29 protein-coding genes are annotated in these 24,219 nt (G+C 43.3%); 11 read left to right on the forward strand and 18 right to left on the reverse strand.

Going from position 1 to position 24,219, the window contains the following annotated elements; all coding sequences use genetic code 11:
* The first annotated feature begins 2 nt into the window (after window positions 1-2).
* Window positions 3-410, forward strand: coding sequence for a hypothetical protein (locus AACT19_RS14195; protein WP_076646847.1), 408 nt, complete (start codon window positions 3-5; stop codon window positions 408-410).
* Window positions 410-1,996: a BCCT family transporter gene (locus AACT19_RS14200; RefSeq protein WP_017091848.1), complete on the forward strand. Its 1,587-nt coding sequence runs from the start codon at window positions 410-412 to the stop codon at window positions 1,994-1,996. Before AACT19_RS14195 ends, AACT19_RS14200 begins: the two co-directional genes overlap by 1 nt.
* Before the next feature lie 150 nt (window positions 1,997-2,146).
* Here AACT19_RS14200 and AACT19_RS14205 read toward each other — a convergent pair whose 3' ends face one another.
* Window positions 2,147-2,509, reverse strand: coding sequence for a RidA family protein (locus tag AACT19_RS14205; protein WP_004731436.1), 363 nt, complete (start codon window positions 2,507-2,509; stop codon window positions 2,147-2,149).
* A 267-nt stretch (window positions 2,510-2,776) separates the two neighbouring features.
* Between AACT19_RS14205 and AACT19_RS14210 the strand changes: the two genes are divergently transcribed.
* Window positions 2,777-3,223, forward strand: a complete 447-nt coding sequence (locus AACT19_RS14210) for a DUF417 family protein (protein ID WP_076646849.1) — start codon at window positions 2,777-2,779, stop codon at window positions 3,221-3,223.
* Between the two features lie 176 nt (window positions 3,224-3,399).
* On the opposite strand, the gene AACT19_RS14215 is transcribed toward AACT19_RS14210, so the two are convergent.
* The 11 genes from AACT19_RS14215 to AACT19_RS14270 form a co-directional block, all read right to left on the reverse strand.
* On the reverse strand, window positions 3,400-3,684 hold the full coding sequence (locus AACT19_RS14215; protein WP_076646851.1) for a YciI family protein: 285 nt from the start codon (window positions 3,682-3,684) through the stop codon (window positions 3,400-3,402).
* Window positions 3,685-3,723: 39 nt separating this feature from the next.
* Window positions 3,724-4,242, reverse strand: a complete 519-nt coding sequence (locus AACT19_RS14220) for a GNAT family N-acetyltransferase (protein ID WP_076646853.1) — start codon at window positions 4,240-4,242, stop codon at window positions 3,724-3,726.
* 69 nt (window positions 4,243-4,311) lie between these two features.
* Window positions 4,312-4,776: an acyltransferase gene (locus AACT19_RS14225; protein WP_076646855.1), complete on the reverse strand. Its 465-nt coding sequence runs from the start codon at window positions 4,774-4,776 to the stop codon at window positions 4,312-4,314.
* A 120-nt stretch (window positions 4,777-4,896) separates the two neighbouring features.
* On the reverse strand, window positions 4,897-5,046 hold the full coding sequence (locus AACT19_RS14230) for a hypothetical protein (RefSeq protein ID WP_004731446.1): 150 nt from the start codon (window positions 5,044-5,046) through the stop codon (window positions 4,897-4,899).
* 145 nt (window positions 5,047-5,191) lie between these two features.
* Complete coding sequence (locus AACT19_RS14235) at window positions 5,192-5,707, reverse strand: GNAT family N-acetyltransferase (protein ID WP_017081515.1); 516 nt, start codon at window positions 5,705-5,707, stop codon at window positions 5,192-5,194.
* A 31-nt stretch (window positions 5,708-5,738) separates the two neighbouring features.
* Entirely contained in the window at window positions 5,739-6,095 is a 357-nt protein-coding gene (locus AACT19_RS14240; protein WP_076646857.1) for a hypothetical protein, read from the reverse strand.
* Window positions 6,096-6,151: 56 nt separating this feature from the next.
* Window positions 6,152-6,805, reverse strand: a complete 654-nt coding sequence (locus AACT19_RS14245; RefSeq protein ID WP_017093709.1) for a DJ-1/PfpI family protein — start codon at window positions 6,803-6,805, stop codon at window positions 6,152-6,154.
* Window positions 6,806-7,165: 360 nt separating this feature from the next.
* Entirely contained in the window at window positions 7,166-8,413 is a 1,248-nt protein-coding gene (locus AACT19_RS14255; protein WP_076646859.1) for a RidA family protein, read from the reverse strand.
* A 577-nt stretch (window positions 8,414-8,990) separates the two neighbouring features.
* On the reverse strand, window positions 8,991-9,452 hold the full coding sequence (locus AACT19_RS14260) for a GNAT family N-acetyltransferase (protein WP_241904821.1): 462 nt from the start codon (window positions 9,450-9,452) through the stop codon (window positions 8,991-8,993).
* Window positions 9,453-9,530: 78 nt separating this feature from the next.
* Window positions 9,531-9,881 carry a hypothetical protein gene (locus tag AACT19_RS14265; RefSeq protein WP_076646863.1) on the reverse strand — a complete coding sequence of 117 codons (351 nt, stop codon included), beginning with the start codon at window positions 9,879-9,881 and terminating at the stop codon, window positions 9,531-9,533.
* 165 nt (window positions 9,882-10,046) lie between these two features.
* Window positions 10,047-10,931, reverse strand: a complete 885-nt coding sequence (locus tag AACT19_RS14270) for an AraC family transcriptional regulator (RefSeq protein ID WP_076646865.1) — start codon at window positions 10,929-10,931, stop codon at window positions 10,047-10,049.
* Between the two features lie 193 nt (window positions 10,932-11,124).
* Between AACT19_RS14270 and AACT19_RS14275 the strand changes: the two genes are divergently transcribed.
* The 6 genes from AACT19_RS14275 (at window position 11,125) to AACT19_RS14300 (ending at window position 17,061) form a co-directional block, all read left to right on the forward strand.
* Window positions 11,125-12,273: an iron-containing alcohol dehydrogenase gene (locus AACT19_RS14275; RefSeq protein WP_004731461.1), complete on the forward strand. Its 1,149-nt coding sequence runs from the start codon at window positions 11,125-11,127 to the stop codon at window positions 12,271-12,273.
* 225 nt (window positions 12,274-12,498) lie between these two features.
* Window positions 12,499-13,245 carry an amino acid ABC transporter ATP-binding protein gene (locus tag AACT19_RS14280; protein WP_017078274.1) on the forward strand — a complete coding sequence of 249 codons (747 nt, stop codon included), beginning with the start codon at window positions 12,499-12,501 and terminating at the stop codon, window positions 13,243-13,245.
* Window positions 13,245-14,042 (forward strand): amino acid ABC transporter permease, encoded by a 798-nt coding sequence (locus AACT19_RS14285; RefSeq protein WP_009845515.1) that lies wholly within the window; start codon window positions 13,245-13,247, stop codon window positions 14,040-14,042. The genes AACT19_RS14280 and AACT19_RS14285 overlap by 1 nt, the downstream gene beginning before the upstream one ends.
* Before the next feature lie 12 nt (window positions 14,043-14,054).
* Window positions 14,055-14,864, forward strand: coding sequence for a transporter substrate-binding domain-containing protein (locus tag AACT19_RS14290; RefSeq protein ID WP_012600468.1), 810 nt, complete (start codon window positions 14,055-14,057; stop codon window positions 14,862-14,864).
* 133 nt (window positions 14,865-14,997) lie between these two features.
* Window positions 14,998-15,924: an amino acid ABC transporter permease gene (locus AACT19_RS14295; RefSeq protein WP_076646868.1), complete on the forward strand. Its 927-nt coding sequence runs from the start codon at window positions 14,998-15,000 to the stop codon at window positions 15,922-15,924.
* 192 nt (window positions 15,925-16,116) lie between these two features.
* The gene (locus AACT19_RS14300; protein WP_076646869.1) at window positions 16,117-17,061 is read left to right on the forward strand and encodes an ADP-ribosylglycohydrolase family protein; all 945 of its coding nucleotides are present in this window, start codon (window positions 16,117-16,119) and stop codon (window positions 17,059-17,061) included.
* A 237-nt stretch (window positions 17,062-17,298) separates the two neighbouring features.
* Here the strand turns inward: AACT19_RS14300 and AACT19_RS14305 are convergent, their stop codons facing one another.
* The gene (locus tag AACT19_RS14305; protein WP_076646871.1) at window positions 17,299-19,305 is read right to left on the reverse strand and encodes a TonB-dependent siderophore receptor; all 2,007 of its coding nucleotides are present in this window, start codon (window positions 19,303-19,305) and stop codon (window positions 17,299-17,301) included.
* Between the two features lie 20 nt (window positions 19,306-19,325).
* On the opposite strand from AACT19_RS14305, the gene AACT19_RS14310 reads away from it, so the two are divergent.
* Window positions 19,326-20,549 carry an AraC family transcriptional regulator gene (locus AACT19_RS14310; RefSeq protein ID WP_076646873.1) on the forward strand — a complete coding sequence of 408 codons (1,224 nt, stop codon included), beginning with the start codon at window positions 19,326-19,328 and terminating at the stop codon, window positions 20,547-20,549.
* A gap of 46 nt (window positions 20,550-20,595) precedes the next feature.
* On the opposite strand, the gene AACT19_RS14315 is transcribed toward AACT19_RS14310, so the two are convergent.
* Complete coding sequence (locus AACT19_RS14315) at window positions 20,596-21,480, reverse strand: LysR family transcriptional regulator (RefSeq protein ID WP_076646875.1); 885 nt, start codon at window positions 21,478-21,480, stop codon at window positions 20,596-20,598.
* Window positions 21,481-21,582: 102 nt separating this feature from the next.
* Between AACT19_RS14315 and AACT19_RS14320 the strand changes: the two genes are divergently transcribed.
* A complete protein-coding gene (locus AACT19_RS14320; protein WP_076646876.1) occupies window positions 21,583-22,194 on the forward strand; it encodes a LysE family translocator in 612 nt (203 codons plus the stop codon).
* Between the two features lie 69 nt (window positions 22,195-22,263).
* Here the strand turns inward: AACT19_RS14320 and AACT19_RS14325 are convergent, their stop codons facing one another.
* The 4 genes from AACT19_RS14325 to AACT19_RS14340 form a co-directional block, all read right to left on the reverse strand.
* Window positions 22,264-22,695, reverse strand: coding sequence for a GNAT family N-acetyltransferase (locus AACT19_RS14325; RefSeq protein ID WP_076646878.1), 432 nt, complete (start codon window positions 22,693-22,695; stop codon window positions 22,264-22,266).
* 93 nt (window positions 22,696-22,788) lie between these two features.
* Entirely contained in the window at window positions 22,789-23,283 is a 495-nt protein-coding gene (locus AACT19_RS14330) for a GNAT family N-acetyltransferase (protein WP_076646880.1), read from the reverse strand.
* A 47-nt stretch (window positions 23,284-23,330) separates the two neighbouring features.
* Window positions 23,331-23,753: an N-acetyltransferase gene (locus AACT19_RS14335; RefSeq protein WP_076646882.1), complete on the reverse strand. Its 423-nt coding sequence runs from the start codon at window positions 23,751-23,753 to the stop codon at window positions 23,331-23,333.
* 100 nt (window positions 23,754-23,853) lie between these two features.
* Entirely contained in the window at window positions 23,854-24,192 is a 339-nt protein-coding gene (locus AACT19_RS14340; protein WP_076646884.1) for a zinc ribbon domain-containing protein YjdM, read from the reverse strand.
* Window positions 24,193-24,219 lie beyond the last annotated feature (27 nt).

Below are 24,219 nucleotides of genomic sequence, written 5' to 3' on the forward strand. Positions count from 1 at the left end.
AAATGGAACTTTACTCACCACTTAAATCTCTTCGCAAAACAACTGTAGGTAACAACGCAAATTTAACACCTAAAATATTCTCTATTTATAAAATGACTCGCATTAATTTGTTTATAGCATGCAATGAGTCGACACTTATTTTGCACCAACAACTAATATTAATTTATTTCGGAAAGCTAAAAAATAATGTCTCAAAAATCAGAAATGTGACTCAGCGTTGGGAAAAAATTCGTATCAAAACTAACCAAAAAGTAGAGATTTACAGTCGATTTGGCTTTCTTTTTGGAATTCGCCCACCTTTTGATAACAAATGTGTTAGTATCTGCGGCTTTTTTGACGAACCTCACACTTCTATGCAAGTGTGGGAGAAATACATAGGCTTGAAAGAGCCAAATATAGCGAAGAAATAATGTCCAACTTGACGCAAGTCGCCAACGAAAACATCAACGCAGAAGCTACTTCTATCGATTTCAATAAAGCTCAATCTTTGGGTGAAAAACTGGAACTCGGAAACCCAGTATTTTGGCTTAGTGGGAGTTTTTTAACCCTCTTTGTCGTCCTTGCTTTCACCAACACCTCCGTGTTGTCCGAACTTGTAAACATCGGCTTTAGTTACTCAACTAAGTGGTTCGGTGCTTTCTGGCAAGTCCTACTACTACTCAATTTCATTATCGGCTTAGTGCTTGCACTAGGACGCACAGGCCACGTTCGTTTAGGAACGCTTGCTCTCCCTGAAATGACCACCTTTAAATGGATGTCTATCGTCCTATGTACGCTGCTAGCTGGCGGTGGTGTGTTCTGGGCAGCCGCAGAGCCTATTGCTCACTTTGTTTCAGCTCCGCCACTTTATGGCAACGCTGATCCTCAAGCGATGGCGTTCAACGCCCTATCACAATCTTTCATGCACTGGGGCTTCCTTGCATGGGCAATCTTAGGTGGTTTGTCTTCCATCGTGTTAATGCACCTGCATTACGACAAAGGTCTTCCTCTTAAGCCACGCACGCTGCTTTACCCAGTACTTGGCGACAAAGCAATCAATAGCTGGATTGGTAACGTAGTCGACGCGTGCAGCATCGTCGCTGTAGCCGCAGGTACTATCGGCCCTATCGGTTTCCTTGGACTGCAAATCAGCTACGCGTTGAGCGAACTGTTTGGTATTTCCGACAGCTTTGCAACTCAAAGTGTGGTTATCGTTTTCGCTATCGCAATGTACACACTGTCTGCATTGAGTGGCGTGAACAAAGGTATCCAACTGGTTAGCCGTTACAACATCATCTTATCAGTGTGCCTAATCGGCTACATTCTGCTAGTAGGCCCAACGAGCTTCATCATTGATGGCTACCTACAAGGTATGGGCGAAATGGTGGATAACTTCATCCCAATGGCACTGTACCGCCAAGATACAGCGTGGCTAGGTGGCTGGACGGTATTCTTCTGGGGTTGGTTCTTAGGCTATGGTCCGATGATGGCGATCTTTATTGCTCGTATCTCACGTGGCCGTACGATTCGCCAAATGATCGTTTCTATCAGCATCGTTGCACCGCTAGTAACATGTTTTTGGTTCAGCATCGTTGGTGGTAGTGGTCTAGCGTTTGAATTAGAGAACCCAGGCGTAATTTCTAGCGCGTTCGAAGGCTTTAACCTTCCTGCTGTGCTACTGGCAATTACCGCTCAACTGCCGTTCCCTACTTTGATTGCGATTCTGTTCCTTATCCTGACGACCACGTTCATCGTGACAACAGGTGACTCGATGACTTACACCATCAGTGTGGTAATGACAGGCACTACAGAGCCAAACGCAGCCGTACGTACCTTCTGGGGTATCATCATGGGTGCAGTAGCTATCGCGCTTATCTCAATGGGTTCTGGCGGGATCTCCGCTCTACAGTCATTCATTGTAATCACTGCGGTTCCTGTATCGTTCATCTTGTTGCCGTGTCTATGGCACGCACCGAAAATCGCGAAGCAGATGGCCAGAGATCAAGGTCTCGTTTAATGCCTGACCCGATTTAGTTTCGGATAACGTAGAATACTAAAAAGCCACTCAAGTGATTCACCTGAGTGGCTTTGTTTTATCTGCTCGTTGTCTAATTAATTAGCTGATTAGCGTTTATACGACCAATGCTACTTCTACCGATATTTCGGCTTATTGAAACTTTTCACCCGCAGCAACCATAAACGACATCTCAACCAATAGCTCAGGGTTTGCCAGTTCTGCTTTCACACATGCACGGCTTGGCGCACAGCCTTCAGGGAACCACGATTCCCACACTTCATTTAACGCGTCAAAATTGGCAAAATCTGTTAGGTAAATCGTTACCGACAATACGCGAGATTTGTCACTGTCGACCAAGCTCATCATTTCTTCAGCTTGATCAAAAATTTGCTGAACCTGACTCTTAATTCCTGCCGTTGTATCCGTCTCTGGTACTTCCACAAAGCTTGCGATGCCATTAAATACAGTTACATCTGACCAACGTTTGGTCGGGTTAATTCTATGGATTTTCACGGTCAATTCTCTTCTTATAATTAGGGATTTACGTCAACGTAATCTAATCCAAATCGTGAATATTGAAAACAAAAATTGGAAGGCTCGCTGTACCTTTTGAACAGCACTATCGCCTACACATTGCTTCGGTTCTCAACATCACCAGTATTTAAGTTCATATCGAGACAATAAGTCTCTAGATAAATATATTAATTATTGTTCTCAATGCGAAATTTAATCTGAGCTCCTGCGGTCATATTCAGGGATTTTATTAAATGGAGTACTTTTATGCATGTTCAAACCTATGATTTAAAACAGAGTAATGTCGGATACAACCTAGGCGTGGTTGGCGTAGCATTAGTGCTCGCTTGGATTGGTATTTATAAGTTTACGCCAACCGAAGCGATGCTCATTGAACCGCTAATCGCAAATCATCCTGCAATGAACTGGCTTTACAATCTGTTCTCAGTACAAGCTGTGTCTAACATGGTGGGTGGCGCGGAGATCATTGTCGCGATTGGACTGATCGTTGGATTTAAGAAACCAACAATTGCTTTCTATTCAGGCATTGCTGCAGCGGCCATCTTTGTTGTGACACTCAGCTTCCTAATTACAACGCCAAATGCTTGGAAAGTATCGGATGGCATCTTAGTCACTAACTTCTTCCTAGTGAAAGATATTCTATTTTTGGCGATCGCGATTAGCGTAATCGAACGTAACAAACCTCAGAAGTAACCGTAAATCTATAAGTGGCCGAAACTAGAAGTAACCTTAAACCTGAAAATAAAAAGGCTCGAAGCTGGCTAGAAGGACGCTGCCAGCTTCTAATGTATAAGGCGATAATCTAGATGATAAAGTTTAATTAAAATAACAAGTTAAGATACTAATTAACTTCTTAGAGTAAATGTAACCTATAACAAAAACTCGAATTCTTGAGACGCCTTGGTTGGCAACATCTCGATGACTTCATACTTAGCGATATTCTCTCGATGAAAAGGATCCTCGGTCAAAATCATGTCTAACTGTTCCCTGTTACTAAGCGTGGAAAAAATAACACCACCAGTTCTAGGGTTCTTACGACCCGACAACTGAAAGTGTCCGAGTTCATACTGCTTGTTTAAAAACTCAACATGCTCTGGAATGAAGCGATCTACTTCCTTCAAAGGCACTTGGTATTCGAGAGAAACAATAAACATGATATTTCCTTACTGTAGGTTAATATTAAGAGTGTTCAATTACATAGATAACGCCCTACGATAATAATGAGCATCTTGATCCTTCCCTTTGAACACGGAGTAACTTTCAACGCGTTCAACTAAGTCAAAACCGGCCTTGGATAAGATTTTATTTGATCCAACATTACCCACTAACGCATAGGCATCAACATATTTAAGGGATAAGTGCTCGGCCAAGTAGATAAGTAACTTCCTCACCGCGTTAGACGCAATACCCTTAAAACCATATGCGTGACCTACTCGATAACCTAGTTCTCCACTTCCAGCGTTCTGGTCGATATCACGAACATTGATTCGCCCACAAATAGTGCCATTAGCGTCTTTGATCAACATAGGAATCATCTCACCATTCTCGTATTCAGTTAGAAAGCTGGTGATTTGCTCGGCCACACCCTCATTGGAATAGAAACTGTCTTCCCTCGCTGGAACAAATTGCTCAAACCACTCTCGATTTTCGACCTCAAAATCCAAGAGCGCACTCGCGTCATTCGGTTGAAGTAAGTGTAAAAATACATCCATGACAAATACTCTAATGTTTCCCTAAAAAGCCGCACCTTATGATTCATGAACCACGGCTTATTAATACGGTTACGGTAAATCTCTCAATTTCTTGGCTGAGTTACCTGCGTAGATACCTTTCTCAGTAATGTCTTTCGATACCACACTGCCCGCACCGATTACCACCCCTTCGCAAACACTGACAGACAACACTGTCGCATTAGAACCGATGGTAACGTTATTTGCGATAACAGTTCGCCCCCAACTGTCTGGGTTTGGATCTGGCTTGCCATCTTTAAACAAGTCATTCGCGAACATCACACCATGCCCTACAAAGCAGTCACTTCCGATCGTCACATACTCACAAATAAAGGTATGAGACTGAATCTTACTTCTGTCACCGATAACCGAGTTCTTTTGAATCTCAACAAAAGGGCCAACGAACACATCATCTTTAAGCTCACAGCCATAAACGTTGCTTGGTTCGATGATCGTGACATTCTCGCCACAGGTAATGTCAGTAATCTGTACCTTTAACACTCTTGGACTGGCCATACTTCCTCTCGACATTAGCGTCACAATTCAACCTAAGCGATTGTGCCGTAGCCATTTAAGCACAAGCAAGTTGGAGTAGAGAGAGTTGGCGGTGGATCAAACATTCCACGAGTCTGTTTACTAAAACAACCCAACCAGCAAAACTGACAATAACACTCCACTGATAAAACTTGGGGCATGAAATGGGCGAGCTTTAGATTTTACGTACTCTTTCTGAAGATCTTCTTGATAAGTTTTAACAGCGAGTTCTTTTACGTAGTTATTTTGCATAATAAGCTCCTTCTTAATCAGTAAGAGAAGCTTAAGACTTGAAGTTAGGTTGAGGTAAAGTGAAAATTCAAATTAATTGAACACTTTATTTCGCAAGACCTTCTAATGTTCATTAGTCTAGAAGTTTAAGTGACAGATAAGAAGACTAGAGCTGAGATCGGTACACACACAACTCACGATCTTCGCCATGAATTTTGCGTATCTGTTTCTCGACGAATTCGACGCCGAGCTTGCAGATAACTGACTCTGAGCGTTTATTTTCAGACAAGTGCATCACTTCCAGCCCTGTTAATCCCAAATGAGCTTTACTATGTTCCACTAGCGCAGAAGAAGCTTCATACGCGATACCCTGTCCCCAAAACGGAACACCAAGCCAATAGCCAAGAATACCAACGCCATCGACTAAACTAGGAAAGCTAACCGCACCAATGATCTCATCGTTACCTTTAAGAGTTATCGCATAAATCACACCCTTTCCTTCATTAAAGAAAGACTCGTGCGTGTTAATCCATTCGATCGCCATATTGGTTTTGTATGGATGAGGGATCGCTGCCGTCATATCCGCAATCACTTTCTCACCCGCTAGTTCAGCGACGCGCTTGCTATCACTCAACCTAAATGGCCTTAAGATTAATCGTTCTGTGATAATGTTCTGCTGCATAACCTTTCCCTCACCTATCGCCTTATAACGACTATTCAATAATGACTCTGAAGACATCGTTATTCACACCGCCAACATCCACTAACTCTCCGGGCTTCATAATAAGCGAAGTATTTAATTGTCGAGTTGAGCGTGGTTCTTTCTTTTCTCGAATCACTAACATATCGACTAAGTAACCAGAGTCTTGCTTTCGTATTGAACCCGAAAAAGTCACGCTTTCAACCCTATCAGCGAGCACGGAACTAAATGTTTTATCCTCTAAAACACCTGCCGAGATCGACGTATCGCCATAAAACAACGTGATACTTGTTGGGTTGGGTGCTAGCTCTTGATTAGATGAACAACCCATCAAAGCTAGGCTCAACAGTAAAATAATTCGAAATTGCATAAACTGGTTTTCTTTCTCTCGTTAAACGCTTTTTGTAAAAATACCATGACGATGATCTAACTCACCGCGTCTGTAAACTCAGCTTTGAATGACTTGTTGTGTAAGTTATCAGCCTCTGCAGACTGGATGGTTCTAGAGATAAGCTCTTCGAAGAGCTCCAGCTGCCCTGCAGGGATGAGCTGATTTTGTATCGCCCTACGTTTGTTAGAATCAAATAACCGCTCGGCCACCCAACCGATTAAGTAGACCAGAGAAAGGCACCCACCAGCTGTAGCAATGTTGCCTTCGATGACTAGAGGTAGATCTTGAACATCTCCACCCATCGCTTCTAATGTTGGTTTTGCATGCGGATTTGTCGTTAGCCTCTTGCCTTTAAGTAAACCGAGTTCGTGCAACACAAAAGATCCAGCGCAAATCGACCCGATTAACTGCTCGCTCGGATCCAACTGTAATGAGTTCATGAACTCTGGTTCTCTCAATGCAGCCGGAATACCACGATAACCACTTGTGATCAGCACAACGTCTTGCTGCGCAACTTCACTCAAATGACCATCGGTTTTCACGGTCATACCCAAATGTGAGCGATGCTCGAGCTTGGTTCCGAGAACCTTAACCTCCCAAGAGTCTGTCGTTCTTCCTAGTAAGTCATACATCAAGAAGAAGTCTACATCGGTGAAGTCATCAAATAATACGATTCCGACTTTGTACATAATACATACCCTTGTTGATTACTCTCGAAAGTTGAGAGGAATTAATAGTGATGCGATTGATAGAAAGGTGATATTAACCACCACGCACTTTAGGTCAATCAAAAATATGTGCAAAATTGCACAATATGAAGTGCTGCATGTTTAAGAACCTAAACTGCTGATAGGAAGCACTAAACCGCTCGTGGTGGTGTATTGAAGTGCCGTTTCGTTTACATTCACGGCTGAATTGCGGCGGACTGGAATTGCTAACTCGGCACGCAGCGTCGATTATTCGCTGGCCTTCTAACTGAATCAGCTCTAATTCCGGGTTAGGAACTAGAGCTGAAATATCAACGCTGTTATCGATGTGTGGAACTAAGTTTAAGCAACCACGTCTTGTGGTGGCGTACCTTCGCAGTTAGAAACGACGGCATCAATTTGAATTAGAGCATTCATAGGGATCTCTGAAACCCCAACCACCGTTCTTGCCGGTAAATCAGCATTAAAGAACGTTGTGTAAATCTCGTTCACCGCATCAATATCTGAAATATCCTTAAGTTGAATATTAATTTTCACCGTATCGTCCATGCTATGGTCAACACTTTCAATTATCGCCTTAATATTTTTTAAACATTGTTCCGCTTGCTCTTTTACACCACCAGCAACAATTTCATTTGTTTTCGGGTCTAAAGGCAATTGTCCTGAAATATGATTGTAGTGAGAGAAAGCAACAGTATGCGAATAAGGCATGAATGGTGCTGCAACAGTATTATTGGTTTCAATAACCAGTAAGCGAGTGTCTTCTGGTAATTGCGGCGGTGTACCGTCACCATGTGAAACGGATGTATCAATTTGAATTAAAGCGCCCATTGGTAATTCAGCTGCGTTAACAACGGTACGAGCAGGAACGTAGCTTGGGAAGAATTTAGCACATATTTCATTTACCACTTCCGCATCTGCGATATTTTTTACGTAGATAGTCGTTTTAACCACATCATTCATGACATGTCCAATGCTTTCTAAAATAGCTTTAATGTTTGATAGACATTGGGCCGTTTGCGCTTCGATACCACCATCAACCAACTCACCTGTGGTTACATCTATCGGTAACTGAGCTGAAAGATTGTTGTAGTGAGAAAAAGCCGCAGTCTGCGTGGACACAGCACTTTGAGGCGCATTATCCGTATTCCTTGATACCTTAACTAGTGCGCAAGGTGCTTGTGGTTTAGTGCCTTCGCCGTTTGAAATAAGAGCATCCATTTGAACTAAAGCGTCACTGTTCGGCAGCGCAGCGACACCCACGACTGTGCGTGTCGGAAGGCTGTTGTGGAAGAAGCTTTTGTAAACTTCATCAATAGCATCGATATCAGAAATATTCTTAACGAAAACATTAATCTTCACGACATCATCCATAACATGGTCGATGCTTTCAACAATCGCTTTAATATTATTTAAGCATTGCGTTGCTTGGTCTTTAATATCACCAGCTACTATTTGACCTGTTTTAGGGTCAACAGGTAATTGAGCAGAAAAGTTATTATAATGAGAAAAAGCGACCGTTTGTGTAGATACAGAATTAATTGGTGCGTTTTCAGTATTTCTTGAAATTTTAATGATATCGCTACTCATCGGAATTATCCTTTTAATAATATAGGAATGCGTATTTATATTGAACAATCGTATTGGAAAGAATGATTAAAGTAGCGCCATGTTAAGTGAATTATTTTAGGGTAAACGTGATACCCGTCAGGCTATCACTTAACCATAAATCAGGGAGTTACAGAATAATTAGTCACAACACGACTAATTATCCGCAATAATAGGGCGAAACGAGTAATAAATTCTCTTTATCTTTTGATATATTCAACAATCATGAATACTCACTCAGATAAAGAGATGGATAACTTTCTAAGTTTAGAAAAGATTTGATAGGTTGTTCACATTAAAAGTCCTCAAATCCTCTTACTAGACTAATTATTGAGCTAACTATCTTATATACGTGCATAAACTCTTAGTCTGGTTAACTAATTATTTTAGAGGGCTGATATTATATAAACACATTAATAATATATTCGAAAATCGAATACCAGCAGACTAATATTACCTACCATTAGATACATTTGCTTATCTTGCTTAACAAGGGAATGTGCTCGTTCGTGGTATCCGGAGAGTCAATCCACTAAACGCCACCCCAAATTTCAAAATTTCAGCGTTGAATACCTAAGAAGTTAGACCACTTATCTTTTACTTCAGGTGTTAAATCTAACGTAAATTCGTAGCCTAAATGATTTTCACGAGTGACCTCAAACCCCAGGTGCTTGTGAAACTGCACCGATAACTCATTGAGGCGTAGGACATTGCTCACTAAAACAGTTGAGTGGTTGTTTTTAAGTTGATCGGCAATGGAACGAAACAAAAAAAGGAATGCCGCCTTACTTCGATAGTTTGGATGCACCACAAACATAGGCACAAACCACTGACCACCTCCCAAATCACGTAGCGTTACATAACCAATTAATTTGTCTTGTCGACGATACTCAAACAACAACCCCTGCTCAATTGATTCAGCACGTGATGCCAAATAAACATCTCTTTCAATCGGAAACCCAGCTGCTTTAGAAATTGACTCCAACGTGAGCATATCTAGTTCCAAATACTCTTCCATCATTACCTTCTCAGCCAATATCTTACTGGCGAAACTTTCCAAGTATTAAGTATCATTGCAACTCATTTGTTCTACTGGAACTCAAAGAAGTTGAAGAACAAAGCAAGCAATAAAAGCGGGTAAACCAGCGATGAACAACACTAGCCCTGTGTGGTAGTTCATTCGGTAGTGTTCTTGTTGGTCTTTATCAAAATCATGGCCTTCGACCATTTTGTAGACTTTATCTGTTATAGGGTCATCAAGACGTGTGGTCTTACTATGAACACCACCTTCCCACATTAACTTGGCTAGAACCCAAATGACGATAACCACAAAAAACAAGAAATCGACGATTCTTGTCGTGGCAAAGAAAGGAAAAACCTGAGATAGCGCTAAAACAACCAATGCTGCTGTTAGATTAATTAATGCTACTTTCTTCAATAAATCGAGCAAGAGAACTCCTAGAAAATGTCTATAAATTAAGCTTTCCTGACGAGAGAAAAGCAACGACTAAACAGATATTTATAAAACAAATACTTCTCGATCAACCAAAAGATATACGTGATATCGCACAACATGAAATACCGCACGTTTCGGAGCATAAATATTGAGTAAAGGCTAAGCAGCTCTTGGAGTAGTATTGAAGTGGCGCTTAAATTCGCGGCTGAATTGGGATGGGCTCGAGTAGCCGACTCGGCGAGCAGCATCGCTGATGCGAAGGCCTTCTAGTTGAATCAATTCTTTAGCTTTGTTGAGTCTTACCTTCTTCAAATATTGAAGAGGTGATTCAAAGGTGACATTACGGAATGCATTGTGGAAGGCAGACACGCTCATGTTGGCTTCGTCGGCAAGCGATTGAACAGTGATGGTTTGGTCATACTCTTCATGCACTTTAGACAGCGCTTTAGCGACACGTGCATAGTGTCCGTCATGATGAGCTAAATCAAACAGCACACGCCCTTCTGAACCTGTTAATGCGCGGTAGACAATCTCGCTGACCATGGCATCGCCCAATATGTTGGCTTCAATGTCACAATGTAGAGTTTTGACCAATCGAGTAAAGCTCTCCAGCATTTGCTCTTCCATTGGCGCCGATTCTAAGCCGCTCGAATTCTGCTTGTGCTTGTTGCAGTAGCTCTCTAGAAAGCCTTGGTCTTCCAGCTTTTTGACTAAGCTATGCAAGCGCTGAGAATCGATGCTTATCGACAAACCAAGCAATGGTTCGCCATTTACAGGCAAGGCTTCACACTCCAATGGCATTGGCACGCCTACCACAAGATAATCACCAGCAGCGTAAGTAACGGGTCTGTCGCCAATGTAGATGTTCTTTTTGCCCTGCCCGAGCATGATAATACCCGACTGGTAAGTGAATGGCTGACGCTGATTCCCGCCACTGCTTCTATACAACCACACACCACCAATTTCAGTTTCTCTGATCCCTTCAAGATCATCCCAACCTTTGTGTTCTACATAAGACTGTAACAACTGCGCGAGTGTTTTCATAAGTGGCGACTTTCCATTCCAAGTGCTAAGAGTAAGTAAGCTAAAGCAGAGAAAGAATATCAATTTTGTAGAAATAGGCAATTTATTTGGAGGATCAGTTCTTCATCACCCTAGATTACTGTACTAATATGCAAATATAGAAATTGATCAATCAAATAAAATAACAAATTGAGCTTTACACAAGGAATCTCTAATGCAATTCACTTATGTTAACCCTACAGTTATCCACTTCGGCCAAGGCCAAATCAACGCTATCAGCCAAGCGGTTGATACTTCGAAGAAAGTACTAGTCATCTACGGTGGCGGTTCAATCAAAAGCAACGGTGTTTACGACCAAGTTGTCGCTTCTCTCAAGGATCACGCTTGGATTGAGTTCGCTGGTGTTGAAGCTAACCCAACGAAAGAGACGCTAGATAAAGCCGTCGCTCTTGTTAAAGAAGAAAACGTAGAGTTCATTATCGCTGTTGGCGGTGGTTCAGTAATCGACGGTTCTAAGTACGTTGCTGCAGCGGCTAAATACGACGGCGACGGTTGGGATATCCTAGCGGGTAAACACCAAGTAACTGAAGCAACTCCTATTGGTGCGGTACTGACACTTCCTGCGACAGGTTCTGAATCTAACATGGGTGCGGTAATCACTCGTAAAGAGACTCAAGAGAAACTGGCATTCATGAACCCTGCGGTACAGCCTAAGTTTGCGGTTATGGACCCAGATGTAATGAAGTCTCTGCCAGAGCGCCAACTGATCAACGGTCTAGTTGATGCGTGGGTTCACGTATGTGAGCAATACATCACAATGCCAACAGACGCGATGGTTCAAGACGGTTACGCAGAAACACTGCTTAAGAACTTACTTGTACTGGGTAAGCAATACGACGAGCGTGACAACGACGCATGGCGTGCAAACCTAATGTGGACTGCAAACCAAGCGCTTAACGGCCTGATTGGTACTGGCGTTCCTCAAGATTGGGCAACACACATGATTGGCCATGAATTCACTGCGCTTTGGCACGTAGACCACGCGCGTTCTCTTGCGATTGTTCAACCTTCACTACTTCGTAACCAAATCGAAGCGAAGCGCGGCAAGCTAGAGCAAATGGGTCGTAACGTATTTGGCCTAGAAGCGGGTGCTGATTTAGCCGAGCGTACAATCGCGGCAATCGAAGCCTTCTACCACAGCCTAGACGTTCCAACCATGTTCGACGGTTACGAAGCAACGAAAGCGGCAGCAATCGACAACGTTGTTGCTCAACTTGAATCACACGGTTACCTGCAACTTGGCGAAAACCAAGCAATCACGCCAGAGAAAACGCGTGAGATTTTAGAGTCTGCGATTCACTAAGAATTGCTAAAGTAGAGAGAAAGCAAAGACAATGACCACAAAAAAATGATTTTTTACATCTGACTGAACCCATTACTTATTTCTTTCGTACAAACAAAGCAGCGTTCATTTTGGGCGCTGCTTTTTAATTTGCCCTACAAGATGCTATTAAATTCTCATAAGTCCTTAATTTTATGTGCATTCAGATTTCTATATTGGTAAGGTAAACCTGTCTCTTTACTAGGTATGAACAACGATTTGAACAATCTCAAGGAAATGGTTAAGTTTAAGTCACTTAACAAGTGGTATGGTGATTTTCATGCCCTAAAGGATATCGATTTAAATATTGAACAAGGAGAGATAGTGGTGATTTGCGGGCCATCAGGTTCGGGTAAATCAACCTTAATCCGTTGTATCAATCAGCTAGAACCTTTCGAAAGTGGCGAGCTTTGCGTGTTAGAACAAGTGCTTCCGAGTAAATTCAACACACCTGGCCAAGTCGGAATGGTGTTTCAGCATTTTCATTTATTCCCCCATCTTACCGTGCTCGAAAACCTGACTCTGTCGCCGATTCGTACGCTGAAAAAAAGCAAACGAGAAGCTGAGAAGATTGCAATGCACTATCTCGAGCGCGTACACATCGCTGAACAAGCCAACAAATACCCAGTGCAACTTTCTGGCGGTCAGCAACAACGTGTAGCTATCGCCCGTTCGCTGTGCATGAAGCCTGAATTACTGCTTTTTGATGAACCGACTTCAGCGCTTGATCCTGAGATGATCAACGAAGTGCTCGACGTGATGGTTGAACTGGCGAGCGAAGGTATCACCATGGTGTGTGTGACACACGAAATGGGCTTTGCGAAACAAGTGGCCGACCGCGTTATCTTCATGGATGAAGGACAAATTGTGGAATCGAATACGCCACAAGCGCTCTTTGAAAACCCTCAACATGAACGTACTCAAGCGTTCCTAAATCAGATCCTGACTTATTGATGTTGATTCGAATTATTAAACCCGCCCTATCTGCTTTGGTACAGATTGTTGTACTGGTGGCTGCTGTTGTTTGGATTCTCGACTCTGGTGCACAAACCATGGGATACAGCTGGCAATGGGAGCGTGTGCCGGACTATATTGCTTTCTATGAAGATGGTGAATGGTGGCCTGCAGAATTAGTTGAAGGGCTACTGGTTACCATCAATATCTCTTTGATTTCTTTGGTTGCTACGCTGATCATTGGTTTAACGACAGCACTATTGAGAAACTCAAATTCGGTGGTTGGACGCACCTTAGCCACCAGCTATGTTGAGTTGATTCGTAACACGCCGTTATTAGTACAAATTTATTTGCTCTATTTTGTATTTGGCCCCGTATTAGGGCTCGATCGCTTTAGTACTGCCGTTTTAGCCTTGGCACTTTTCCAAGGCGCTTACACCGCCGAGATATTTCGTGCTGGTTTAAATGGTATTGCGAGAGGACAATTTGAAGCAGCTCAATCCTTGGGCTTATCAAAGACCTATACTTACTGGGATGTGATTCTTCCTCAGGTGGTGCAACGTACCTTGCCACCTTTGACTAATGAAGTGATCTCTCTTATTAAAAACTCTTCAATTGTAAGTGTCATGGCTATTTTTGACCTGACGACTGAAGCCAGAAACATCGTTTCTGAAACCGCGATGCCATTCGAGATTTGGTTCTCTGTGGCGATCATTTATCTTGCTCTTACACTTTCACTTTCTGCCGTTGCTGCTTGGCTTGAGCATAAGCTCGGGGCTAACTGGCGAACACAATAAGGATTTATCAGCATGAAGCTATTTAAAACCGCGATTACAGCCCTACTTGCGCTTGCCGTAAGTTTGCCTGCACTTGCTTCTGAAACGCCTAACCTCGATAAAATCAACGAACGTGGCTCACTGCGCGTTGGTATGTCGACATTTGTTCCTTGGGCGATGCGTAACAAACAAGGCGATCTCGTTGGCTTTGAAATCGACGTGGCGAAACGCCTTGCCGAAGACTCTGGTTGGAAAGTCGAATTTGTACCTACGGCATGGGACGGTATTATCCCTTCTCTATTATCGAAAAAATTTGATGTAATCATCGGCGGTATGTCTATCACTGAAGCTCGTGCTAAAAGCGTATTGTTCACTGAACCTTACTCGCACTCTGGCGTTCAACTGGCGGCTAATAAAGAGCTAGCGGAAGGTTTTACTCAGATCTCTGATTTTGATTCTCGCCGTGTAAAAATTGCAGCACGTCGTGGAGCATTCACGGTTCAAGTCGCTCGTGAAACCTTCCCTAAGGCGAAAGTTCTACAGTTCGATGACGATGCTCAAGCATTCCAAGAAGTGTTGAACGGCAACGCACACGCGGTTATTGCGTCTAGCCCGAAACCAGAACACGAAACGATCAAAAACGCAGACACGCTATTTATTCCATTTGAAGAGCGTCTATCAAAAGGTAACGAAGCATTTGCAGTTCGCCTAGGTGAAACTGACAAGGCAGAATTCTTCAACGAATGGATCAAAGCACGTACTGAAGACGGTTGGTTGAAAGAGCGTTACGAGTACTGGTTCTCTACTCTAGATTGGCAAGACCAGATTGCTCAAGGTCAGTAATCAGAACTTTTGCTGGTGAATCGAGGCAGTGCGTTGTCTGCACTGCCTCGATTCGGCAACTTGATTCGCTTTATTGATGATCTAAAACTCAACAAAACAGCCTACTAATTATTATTGTTTAAACAGGAATGACGTGAGTAGTACTAGCGCATTGACAACACCTAAGCCCAACGTTCATATGAAGCCTTGGTATCAACGCCTTAACCTTTTGGATGGCGTGTTACTCGCTGTCATGTGTGTGTTTGCAGGCTGGCTTTATTATCGTTCTGCTGTTGGTATTAACTACCAATGGCGCTGGGAAGATGCGTTTACCCTGATTTTCATTCCACCTTCTCAAGGCAGTATTCCCTATTTTTTCCAAGGCTTGATCGCAACGCTGCGCTTAAGTTTATGGAGTATGGTGTTAGCACTCTCTTTTGGCACATTGTTAGGTGTGGCAAGACACTCAAAGATCGCTTTTTTCAAAACACCGGCACTGATTTTCATTCAGTTGGTTCGAAATATTCCGCCACTGGTGTTTGTCTTCATATTCTATTTCTTCGTTTCTAACCAACTGATTCCATTACTTGGTTTAGAAAGAATCTTGCGTGAACACAATGGCGAGATCAACGCTGTTCAAGATTTCCTGCTCGGCCCAGCTAACCTTTGGGAAAACTTGGCGTCTGGTGTTATCTGTATTGGCTTGCTCTCTTCTGCTTATATTGCTGAAGTGATTAGAGCTGGCTTAGAAGGTATTCCTAAAGGCCAATGGGAAGCGGCCGATTCGCTCGGCTTGTCTGCGTTGTCTAAGTATCGATTTGTTGTCGGTCCACAGGTATTAACGGCTATCACACCACCTTTGGCTGGCCAAGCAATCTCCTTGGTTAAAGACACGTCGATTGTGTCTCTGATTTCTATCCAAGAGATGACGTTTGTTGGTACTGAGATGGCAAACTCTTCAGGTTTGATCTTTGAGATCTGGCTCATTGTTGGCTTCGTATATTTTGCTTTGTGCTTTGCGCTTTCACGTCTTTTCAAAGTGATTGAGCAGCGCTCTAGTGCCTATCTCAACCATCAATAACACCACCAATCAAAAATACGAATTCACCAGACTATTCATCGCCCTTATCAATTTCACCTGATTGGTTTAAGCTATTGACCAATCAGGATTTATCCCTTCATATTTCTTATTAGAAACACAGCAAAATGCTCGCCTAATCACTATACTTAAAGTATCGAACTACGTTGATTCTTCTCAAGGACATCACTCAACATGGACAATCATAAAGAAAGAGCTTTTTACGCCGTTGTTGGCGCATTGGTTGGAGACGCCGCTTCAATGGGGCTGCACTGGCTGTATGACCAAGAGAGGATCTTACACGTGGCTGGTTTTGAGCCTGAATTTCGCTCACCGAATCGGTTCGATTATCAAGACAAAGGCTACTTTGCGCACCAAGGTAAAACCGCAGGCGAGCAATCGCAATATGGTGCTCAGTTATTGGCGATGGTCGACAGCTTAGTCGAAAACCAAAAATACGATGAAGCGAACTATATTCAACATTTCCGCTTCTGGTTTGATTTTGGCGGCAGTTGGCAAGGCTACATTGATAAAGCAACGCGCATGAGCTTGTTGAACATCCATCAATTAGAACTAGAGGACGCCCCGATTACTGCCTGTGGCGCAGACGATACGCAACTTCCCGCAGTCTCAAAGATCATCCCATTGGTGGCGTGTACTTACACCTCTCACACTTTGCCAGCCATGGTAGAAAGTGCGGTGCGAGTCACTAACAATAACGACAAAGCAGTGGAGTGGGCGCAAGCCATCACCCTATTGGTTCAAGCGGCAATTCAAGGCAACTCTCCATTGCAGTCGGTAGAAATGGTACGACAAACCTGCAGCAAGTTTATACACGATCAAATCGATGAAGCACTGGCTGAACCTGAGCTTTCAATAACAGATGCCGCGAAGAAGTTCGGACTGCATTGTGAACTGAGTGCCGCATTTCCCTTGCTGATTCGCATCATTGCGGGGGCCCAGAGCTTTAAACAAGGTATTCGAGACAACATATTATGTGGTGGTGACAGCTGCGGGCGTGCGATTGTAATTGGCGCGGTATTAGCGGCGTGTTTCTACGAAGAAGATGGCGAAATTCCAACCGAATGGCTAAAGCAAGTCGAACTCAATGGCGGTGTGCTGTCTTTGCCTATTGAATGACTCCCACAATAACGAACAAGGCAAAAGCGCCTTTCTTGCTTAAGAGCTCGAAAGGCGTTTTTCTTTTCACTAGCCACCTAAAGTAATCACTAAAAGTAATCAGTTAAAAGAATGACTTAAATGAATGCTTTAAACGATCGACTTAAAGGACTAGCTTCAGTTTTGGTCAATAACCTTTGCGGATCCCTACGACCGCCAGTTTATTGCGCTAACCAACCCTGAGAACTAGAACCTTCTCTAGAACTGATACGCAGCGGAAAGCTTGTAGTTACGACCTGGTTCATAGTCATCCAAGGTAAAGCCTCTTGCTGTACCCGAACGAGACGCGTGTGAGGTGTATTGCTCATCAAACACGTTATCAATACCAAAGGTGACAGACAATCCATCCACATTTGATGGCACCCACTGAGCATACAGGTTATGAACGTCATAGCTTTCTTTGATCGGCTGACCATCGAATACATTGTCTTCGTCTTTAACAAACATTGAATTCCAACCAAAAATCGTTTCCAAAGCTTCAGATTGATAGTCCAGTGTTAACGTGATGCTGTCGCCCATATCAATACTGCGTCCATTGCCACCCGCGACAGCGCCGCCTGTGTCTTTGTTTTTAGTATCTGAACGAGCATAAGAAAGCTTGCTGTTAAACATCTCGTAACCATAAGACAAGCTCGCCTCAAAACCCTTTATCTCGACATCACCTAAGTTGTAAATCAAGTAACTCTGGTTTGCGGGCTGATACTCTTCGGCAATGTAATCATCGATATTGGTTTGGAATACAGTTAGGTTTGCGCCAATAAAGTGATTATCTAAACGTTTATCGAAGCGCACACCACCTTGGGTGTTCTGCCCTGTTTCAGCCTTAATGTCGTCAGCTAAGAACGCTGCGTCTTGGTAAGCAATAAAGGTCTCCATCAACTCGGGTCCTTTGAACAGCGAACGGGTGCTCGCGAACAGCGTCCAATCTTGGGTCACATCCCATTGCGTTGCCAACGACCATGTTACGTCGTCAAAGTCATCGTTTCCTGTTTCGGCTTTACGCTGGTAATCATCAAAACGAACACCTGCAGTGATCGAAAAGGCTTGAGTAAAGTAGAACTGGTCTTCAACAAAAAGTGCGGTAGAAATTGCTGACTCATCCATAAACTTACTGCTGCCGTAATAGCTGCTCGATGACTTGTCCATGTAGTCAAAGCCATAAGTCGCGATATTATCAAACGACATCAAGCGATAGTCCGATTGGAACTTAGCATTCAGGCCAAAGTTTTGGTTTTTCGCCGTATTGTTAGATAAGCGGTTCGATGGCCAACGCGGTGCCATAACACTTTCATCACGCTGAATCTCGGTCTCTGTGTTGTACAGAGTGACGTTACCTTGATGACTTTCGCCACGTAGCTCATAACTTGCCGTAATAGTGTCACGGTCATAATCTGTTGGAATCAGGATGTCGCTAGACAAGCCTTCATTCGCACCACCTGACATATCTGGACGCGGGCTGTAATCACCACTATCGCGATACAGATCATAAGAGAGTTCAAAACGGTGTAACTCACTTGGCTCAAAACCAATCTTACCGAGAATGTTGTAAACATCGCCTTCTGACCCAAAGGTTTCATTACCGGCGCCGTCTTCGAAGTTATCACGACTCATGTAATGACTGTAAAGCATGGCATCGACGTTATCTGACAACAAACCATACACAGTGAGTGAACCTTGCTGGCTTGCGTTGGTTGCGTAACCGCCATAAACACGAGCACCAAAACTCTCGTCGTAACGAAGCAGGTCTTTGGCATCTTTGGTTTCAAACAGTACTGAGCCACCTAACCCACTTTGCGTCACCGAGTTATTACCCACTTGAATATCCGCCGACTTCAAGATGTCTGGGTTTAGGGTTAAGTTACCGATATGGTGGAACATATTTGCGTGTTGAGAAGCACCATCCAATCGAATATCTAAGTCAGTTTCACTCAAGCCACGAATAGTAATTCGTTGGTTGACCGAGTGCGTTCCCCCAACATCAACACCAGGGATTTCACGCAGCAGATCTGACATATGGTCAGCTTGCTTGAGTGACATGTCATCGGCAATGATCGATTCAGTGTTGCTTGATACTCTCGTTCCCCACACCACGACTTCATCAAAGTGCGATGTGTCCTCTTCTGCAGTTACAGGGCTGCTAAATGCGCTGGCAATAGCAATACAGAGGGCTGAAAGCTTGATTGTTGAGCTGACGGGGCTTTCCATAAATTCAATCCTAGATGTAAATGATAATAATTCTCAAATATGATAGAGTTGTAATTTATAAATGCACAGATGATTTGCTTATGCAAAAACGCACAGATGTTATGAGGAACGGTCAAATGGGTGAAGTAACATCAAAGCAGACTAAACTTGCCGAAACTGCTGTGGCAAAAGCAAATGTAATCGCCAAAAAATCGACATTAACTAAGAAAATAGCCCTGACCAAAAAACTAGAACAGACGGAAAAGCAGATCATCGTGACGCAAGGCCAAACCAAGCAAACGTCACTTGCTGAGGGGAAATTCCTTTCTTACCAATACAATGACCAGATTTTTGTACATGGCGGTCGTTGTGTTGAATTAGTCGACAGCAACATCGTATCGACCGCCCACTCCGCCATCCTGATTACGATTCTTCTTGAGGGAAAGCTCACCTTTGGTTACGACGATCTCGAGTTCGATCTCGATGCCAGTACAGGGCCACAAGGTGTGGTGGTGAACCTTGCCAAGCCTGCCAACTTTAGGCGCTCTTTAATCCAAGGTAATAAGATAAATAAGATCAACATCTTGGTTAAGCCGCAATGGGTCGAGCCTCGTTTAAGTGACCACTGTTCTAGCAAATCATTCCTCGATTCACATAAGGCGTTTTACAACGTAAAGATTAACGCTGACATCATTCAACTCACGAACGCACTTACCAGCCAAGCCACACCAACCAACTTCCAAGACAAGTTAGTAGTCGAAACGCTCACCCAACAATTGCTCGCTAAAACCCTGTCGCAAATGCCGATTCAATGTTGTCAGCTATGTACTTCCGATGACGACCTCACAAATACAGAGAGCACAGATCCAGTCATCACCTCACACAATACAAACTCGAGTGTAAACCTTTATATGGCCAGTACATCAAAGAGTTTCGATGCCAAGATTGAAGACATCATCAGCTACATTGAAATCAACCTAGATCAACAACTCAGCCTTGAAAGCATCGCGAGTAAGTTCTCGATGAGCATTTCCAATCTTCAGCGTCGATTTAAGCAATCTTACAACCTGACTATTAACGGCTATATCCGGTACCGACGTCTGGATATCGCGCGCCAACACTTAGAGCGTGGCTTGGTTTCAATAACCGAAGCGGCCTATGAGGCGGGTTATCAGCACCCTTCTAACTTCACCAGCGCCTTTAAGAAAACTTTTGGTGTTCCGCCCCATGAACTTGCCAAAAACTTTGTATCCAAAACGAACTAGAGTCTGACATAAGACAAGCCAACTTCTAGGTCGGAGACTATCGTTCCTATAAGGTTGGAACACACTGCGATAACTCATTCTTCAGCCAAACCACAAACGGACTTTCTGGCTCATCGCAGTTGTCATCTTGTGTGAGCAATATGTACTGATGACCGGAAGGTACAAAGCCAAACGGTGCGATTAAGTTGCCTCTGTTCAAATCATCAACCACTAATGGATAAGAACCAAGAGCTGCTCCTAGCCCATCAACGGCCGCTTGAAAGCAAAAATAGAAGTGTGCAAATGTCTGGCTTGAAATAGCTTGCGACACCATTCGGCTATCAAATTCACTATCTTTGGTGATGGATGCCCAGTGGCTCCAAGCGTTTAGTCGCGTGCTGCTGTGCAATAATTTCACATCGGCTAGCTTGTCTTTGACCTGTTGCCAATAATCAGGCGAGAACACAGGGCCAACCCATTCTTCGACTAACGGAATCTGTTTGTAGTGCTCGGTTACGTTGAAGTCGTCTCGGCGAATTGCCATATCTAATCCAGTTGCGCCTAATGTCACAGGCCCACCTGCGGTAGACAAGCGAACATCAATTCCGGATTCGTTATAGAAATCACCGAGTCGAGGCATTAACCAACGCATGGTCAATGTGGGTTCGCATGAGACTTCCAACGCTTGATGATTCAGCTGATTAAGCTTATGGACTCCAGTCTCCAAGGCTTGGAACGCTTGCTCTGTGTAATCTTTGAGTAATTCCCCCTCTTTGGTGAGACACACATTCCTGCCCTGTTTGTAGAACAAAACTTGGGATAAGTGATTTTCCAATACCTTGATCTGCTTACTCACTGCGCCATGTGTGATATTGAGTTTATCCGCCGCATCACTGTAACTGCTCGAATGCGCTGCTACGTGGAAAATATGAAATGCTTTCAAATGTCTCATGTGTGATTTTTTCTCACAGATAGGTGGAATTCATTTCGATTATAGGCAGCAATAAAAAACCATACAATGCTGGCTCATCAAATATAAAGAGTTGGAGTCATTATGGAGTGGTTAAGCCTAGCAGTATTGGGATTATTGATTGTTATTAGTCCAGGAGCTGATTTCGTTTTAGTTTTGAAAAACAGTGTCAATCAAGGAAGACAAGCCGGGATTTGGACTGCAATAGGTGTGAGTTTAGCCATTTGTGTTCACATCAGTTATTCAATGCTTGGGATCAGTTACTTAATCTCACAGAATGAACAGCTGTTTGACATGATAAGATACGCAGGTGCAGCCTACCTTATTTATCTAGGACTAAAAGGTATCTTGAGTGCGGACAACAAGCTTGCACCTATGGAAGGTGCAAAGCAAATCACCAGTGTTTGGCGCTATTTAGCCCAAGGTTTTTTATGTAACGTGCTCAACCCAAAAACCATGTTGTTCTTCTTGAGCATCTTCAGCCAAGTCATCTCACCTGATGCAGAGAACCAACATGTCGCACTCGGCTATGGGCTTTACATGATCGTTCTTCACGGCTTGTGGTTTGGCGTTGTCGCTATGCTGTTTACTTCGAGTACATTGCAAAAGCATCTATTGAGAGCAAAGAAAAGACTCAATCAAGCGTGTGGATTTGGCTTAGTGACTTTCGGAGCACTGTTGGCGATTAAATCTTAAATTGAAAACCAAAACAAAAAAACCTCAATGGCGAACTGTGCTGTTGAGGTTAATAACTAATGCTTGGAATTACTGACGCCACATATAGACAAACTGATCGTTTTGCGAGGTGATGTCGAAGCCAAACCTCAAGTACAACTCCCCAACTCGATTACCTTGTAGATAACAAAGTTCGACGGGTTTATTGAGGCTGTCAGCCTTAGTTAAACAATCTTTCAATACTTGGCTACCAATGCCCTTCCCATGATACTCAGGTAGTAAGAAGAATCGGCAAAAATAGAAGTGATCGCCCTTGTCTTGCAACAACACACTACCAATCGCTTTATCTTGATATTCAATGATTTCAGGGCGTTCTTCTGCCCACTCTTCGGCGTGTATATCTCGTTGAATTTGTTCATCCCAACCAAATACGGCTTTGATCGGTTCAAACTCAGCGGCCTTCTTAAGCTCGAACAGAAATTCATAATCTGATGACTCAGCAGGTCTTGTTGAATACTTCAAAATATCTCCAACAATAATTGGCTATGGCTTCATTTTCGTTTAAACCGGGACATAGTAACCCCGATAAAACCCAAAAATGCCACGCTTAAATGTTCATTTTGGTTCTAGTTGGTAACGTAAGACTTCGTGTTTATCTTGCTCCGAGTAAAAGGTATTCAGGAATTGTCCACCGCACTTCTCAATCACCTTTTGCGAAGCTATATTGCCCCTCTCACACGTAATAATAGCGCTTTCGGACAATACGTGCCGTTGAACCCAAGACAACATATGACTTGCGATACCCCGCCCTCTCGCTTGTGGCAAAGTCTCGTAGCCGATATGTCCTATGACACCGTGAATGTACGGACTGGTGCCATGACGAACTCTTATCACTCCAAGAATACGTCCAGACTCGAAACAAAAATAAGTAGAAGCAGGCGTCCACCCTTCTGGCAAACCCCCACCTTTTGAATAAGCAATTCGTCTTTCTAAATAGGCATCACTGCCATCAGAAATGCCCGTGTAAATATCTAACCCATCTTCAACACAGGCGTTCACATAGTGATGAAAGGCAGTTGAATGCGAAAGAGCAGCTTTAACCATGTCCATATAATGTTGATTCCTAGTTACTTTTCTTCCGGGGTTAGCTATCAAGCCTAAGCTAAGTGCATGGTGTATTCTTGGTGTCCGGTATGCTCATCAGATTGTTCTCTCACAATAGAAAAACCTTGGGACAAATAGAACTGAATCGTCGCTTGGTTTTCTTTATATACATTTAAAGACAAGTTCGGACATTCAAGCTTCGCGTGTTGGATTAGTTGCTTACCAATACCACTGCCTTGATGTTCTGTACTGACAAAGATCGCCGCTAGTATCTCTTCGTAAAGTGAATAGAAGCCACGAACCTCACCATTAACTTGGTACACATAGGTCTGTGATGCAGGAATATATAGGTCGCGCATATTACCAACTTGCGACTCCCAGAACTCAGGAGCCACAAAATCATGCGCCTTGATCGAGGCGGTTAGCCAAATGTCTAAAACGGATTCAATATCGGCTGGGCGGTATTCTCTGATCATCTTAATTCTCTGAAATTATTGCGGTTTAATATGCGAATCAGTATGGCCGAGAAGCCACTTAAACTTATTGAAGATTTACGACAATTATTTGAAGCAATGGTTATTGCTTCTTAACGTACTTCGCTGTAACGAGCATTTCACCGCCACCATCCAGTTTGCAATCTAACTGGTGATCTTTGCCTTCATTAATTCGTCTGATTACCGCTTTAGTACCAATTTTCAGTACGCTAGAACTGCCTTTAATTTTTAGATCTTTAATGAAGGTAACTTTATCGCCACTTTCCAATACAACGCCATTAACGTCCTTAACACGCGCGGCTTCTCTTTCTAAACGCTCTTCTTCTGGGCTCCATTCGTAGGCACACTCAGGGCAGATTAGGTTGTTTTGATCTGGGTAGACATATTCAGATTGGCATTGCGGGCAAGGAGGTAGAGACATACGTTAATACTTCATTTAAATAGAATT

It is taken from the genome of Vibrio sp. 10N.222.47.A9, assembly GCF_963872585.1.
GTDB lineage: Bacteria > Pseudomonadota > Gammaproteobacteria > Enterobacterales > Vibrionaceae > Vibrio > Vibrio splendidus.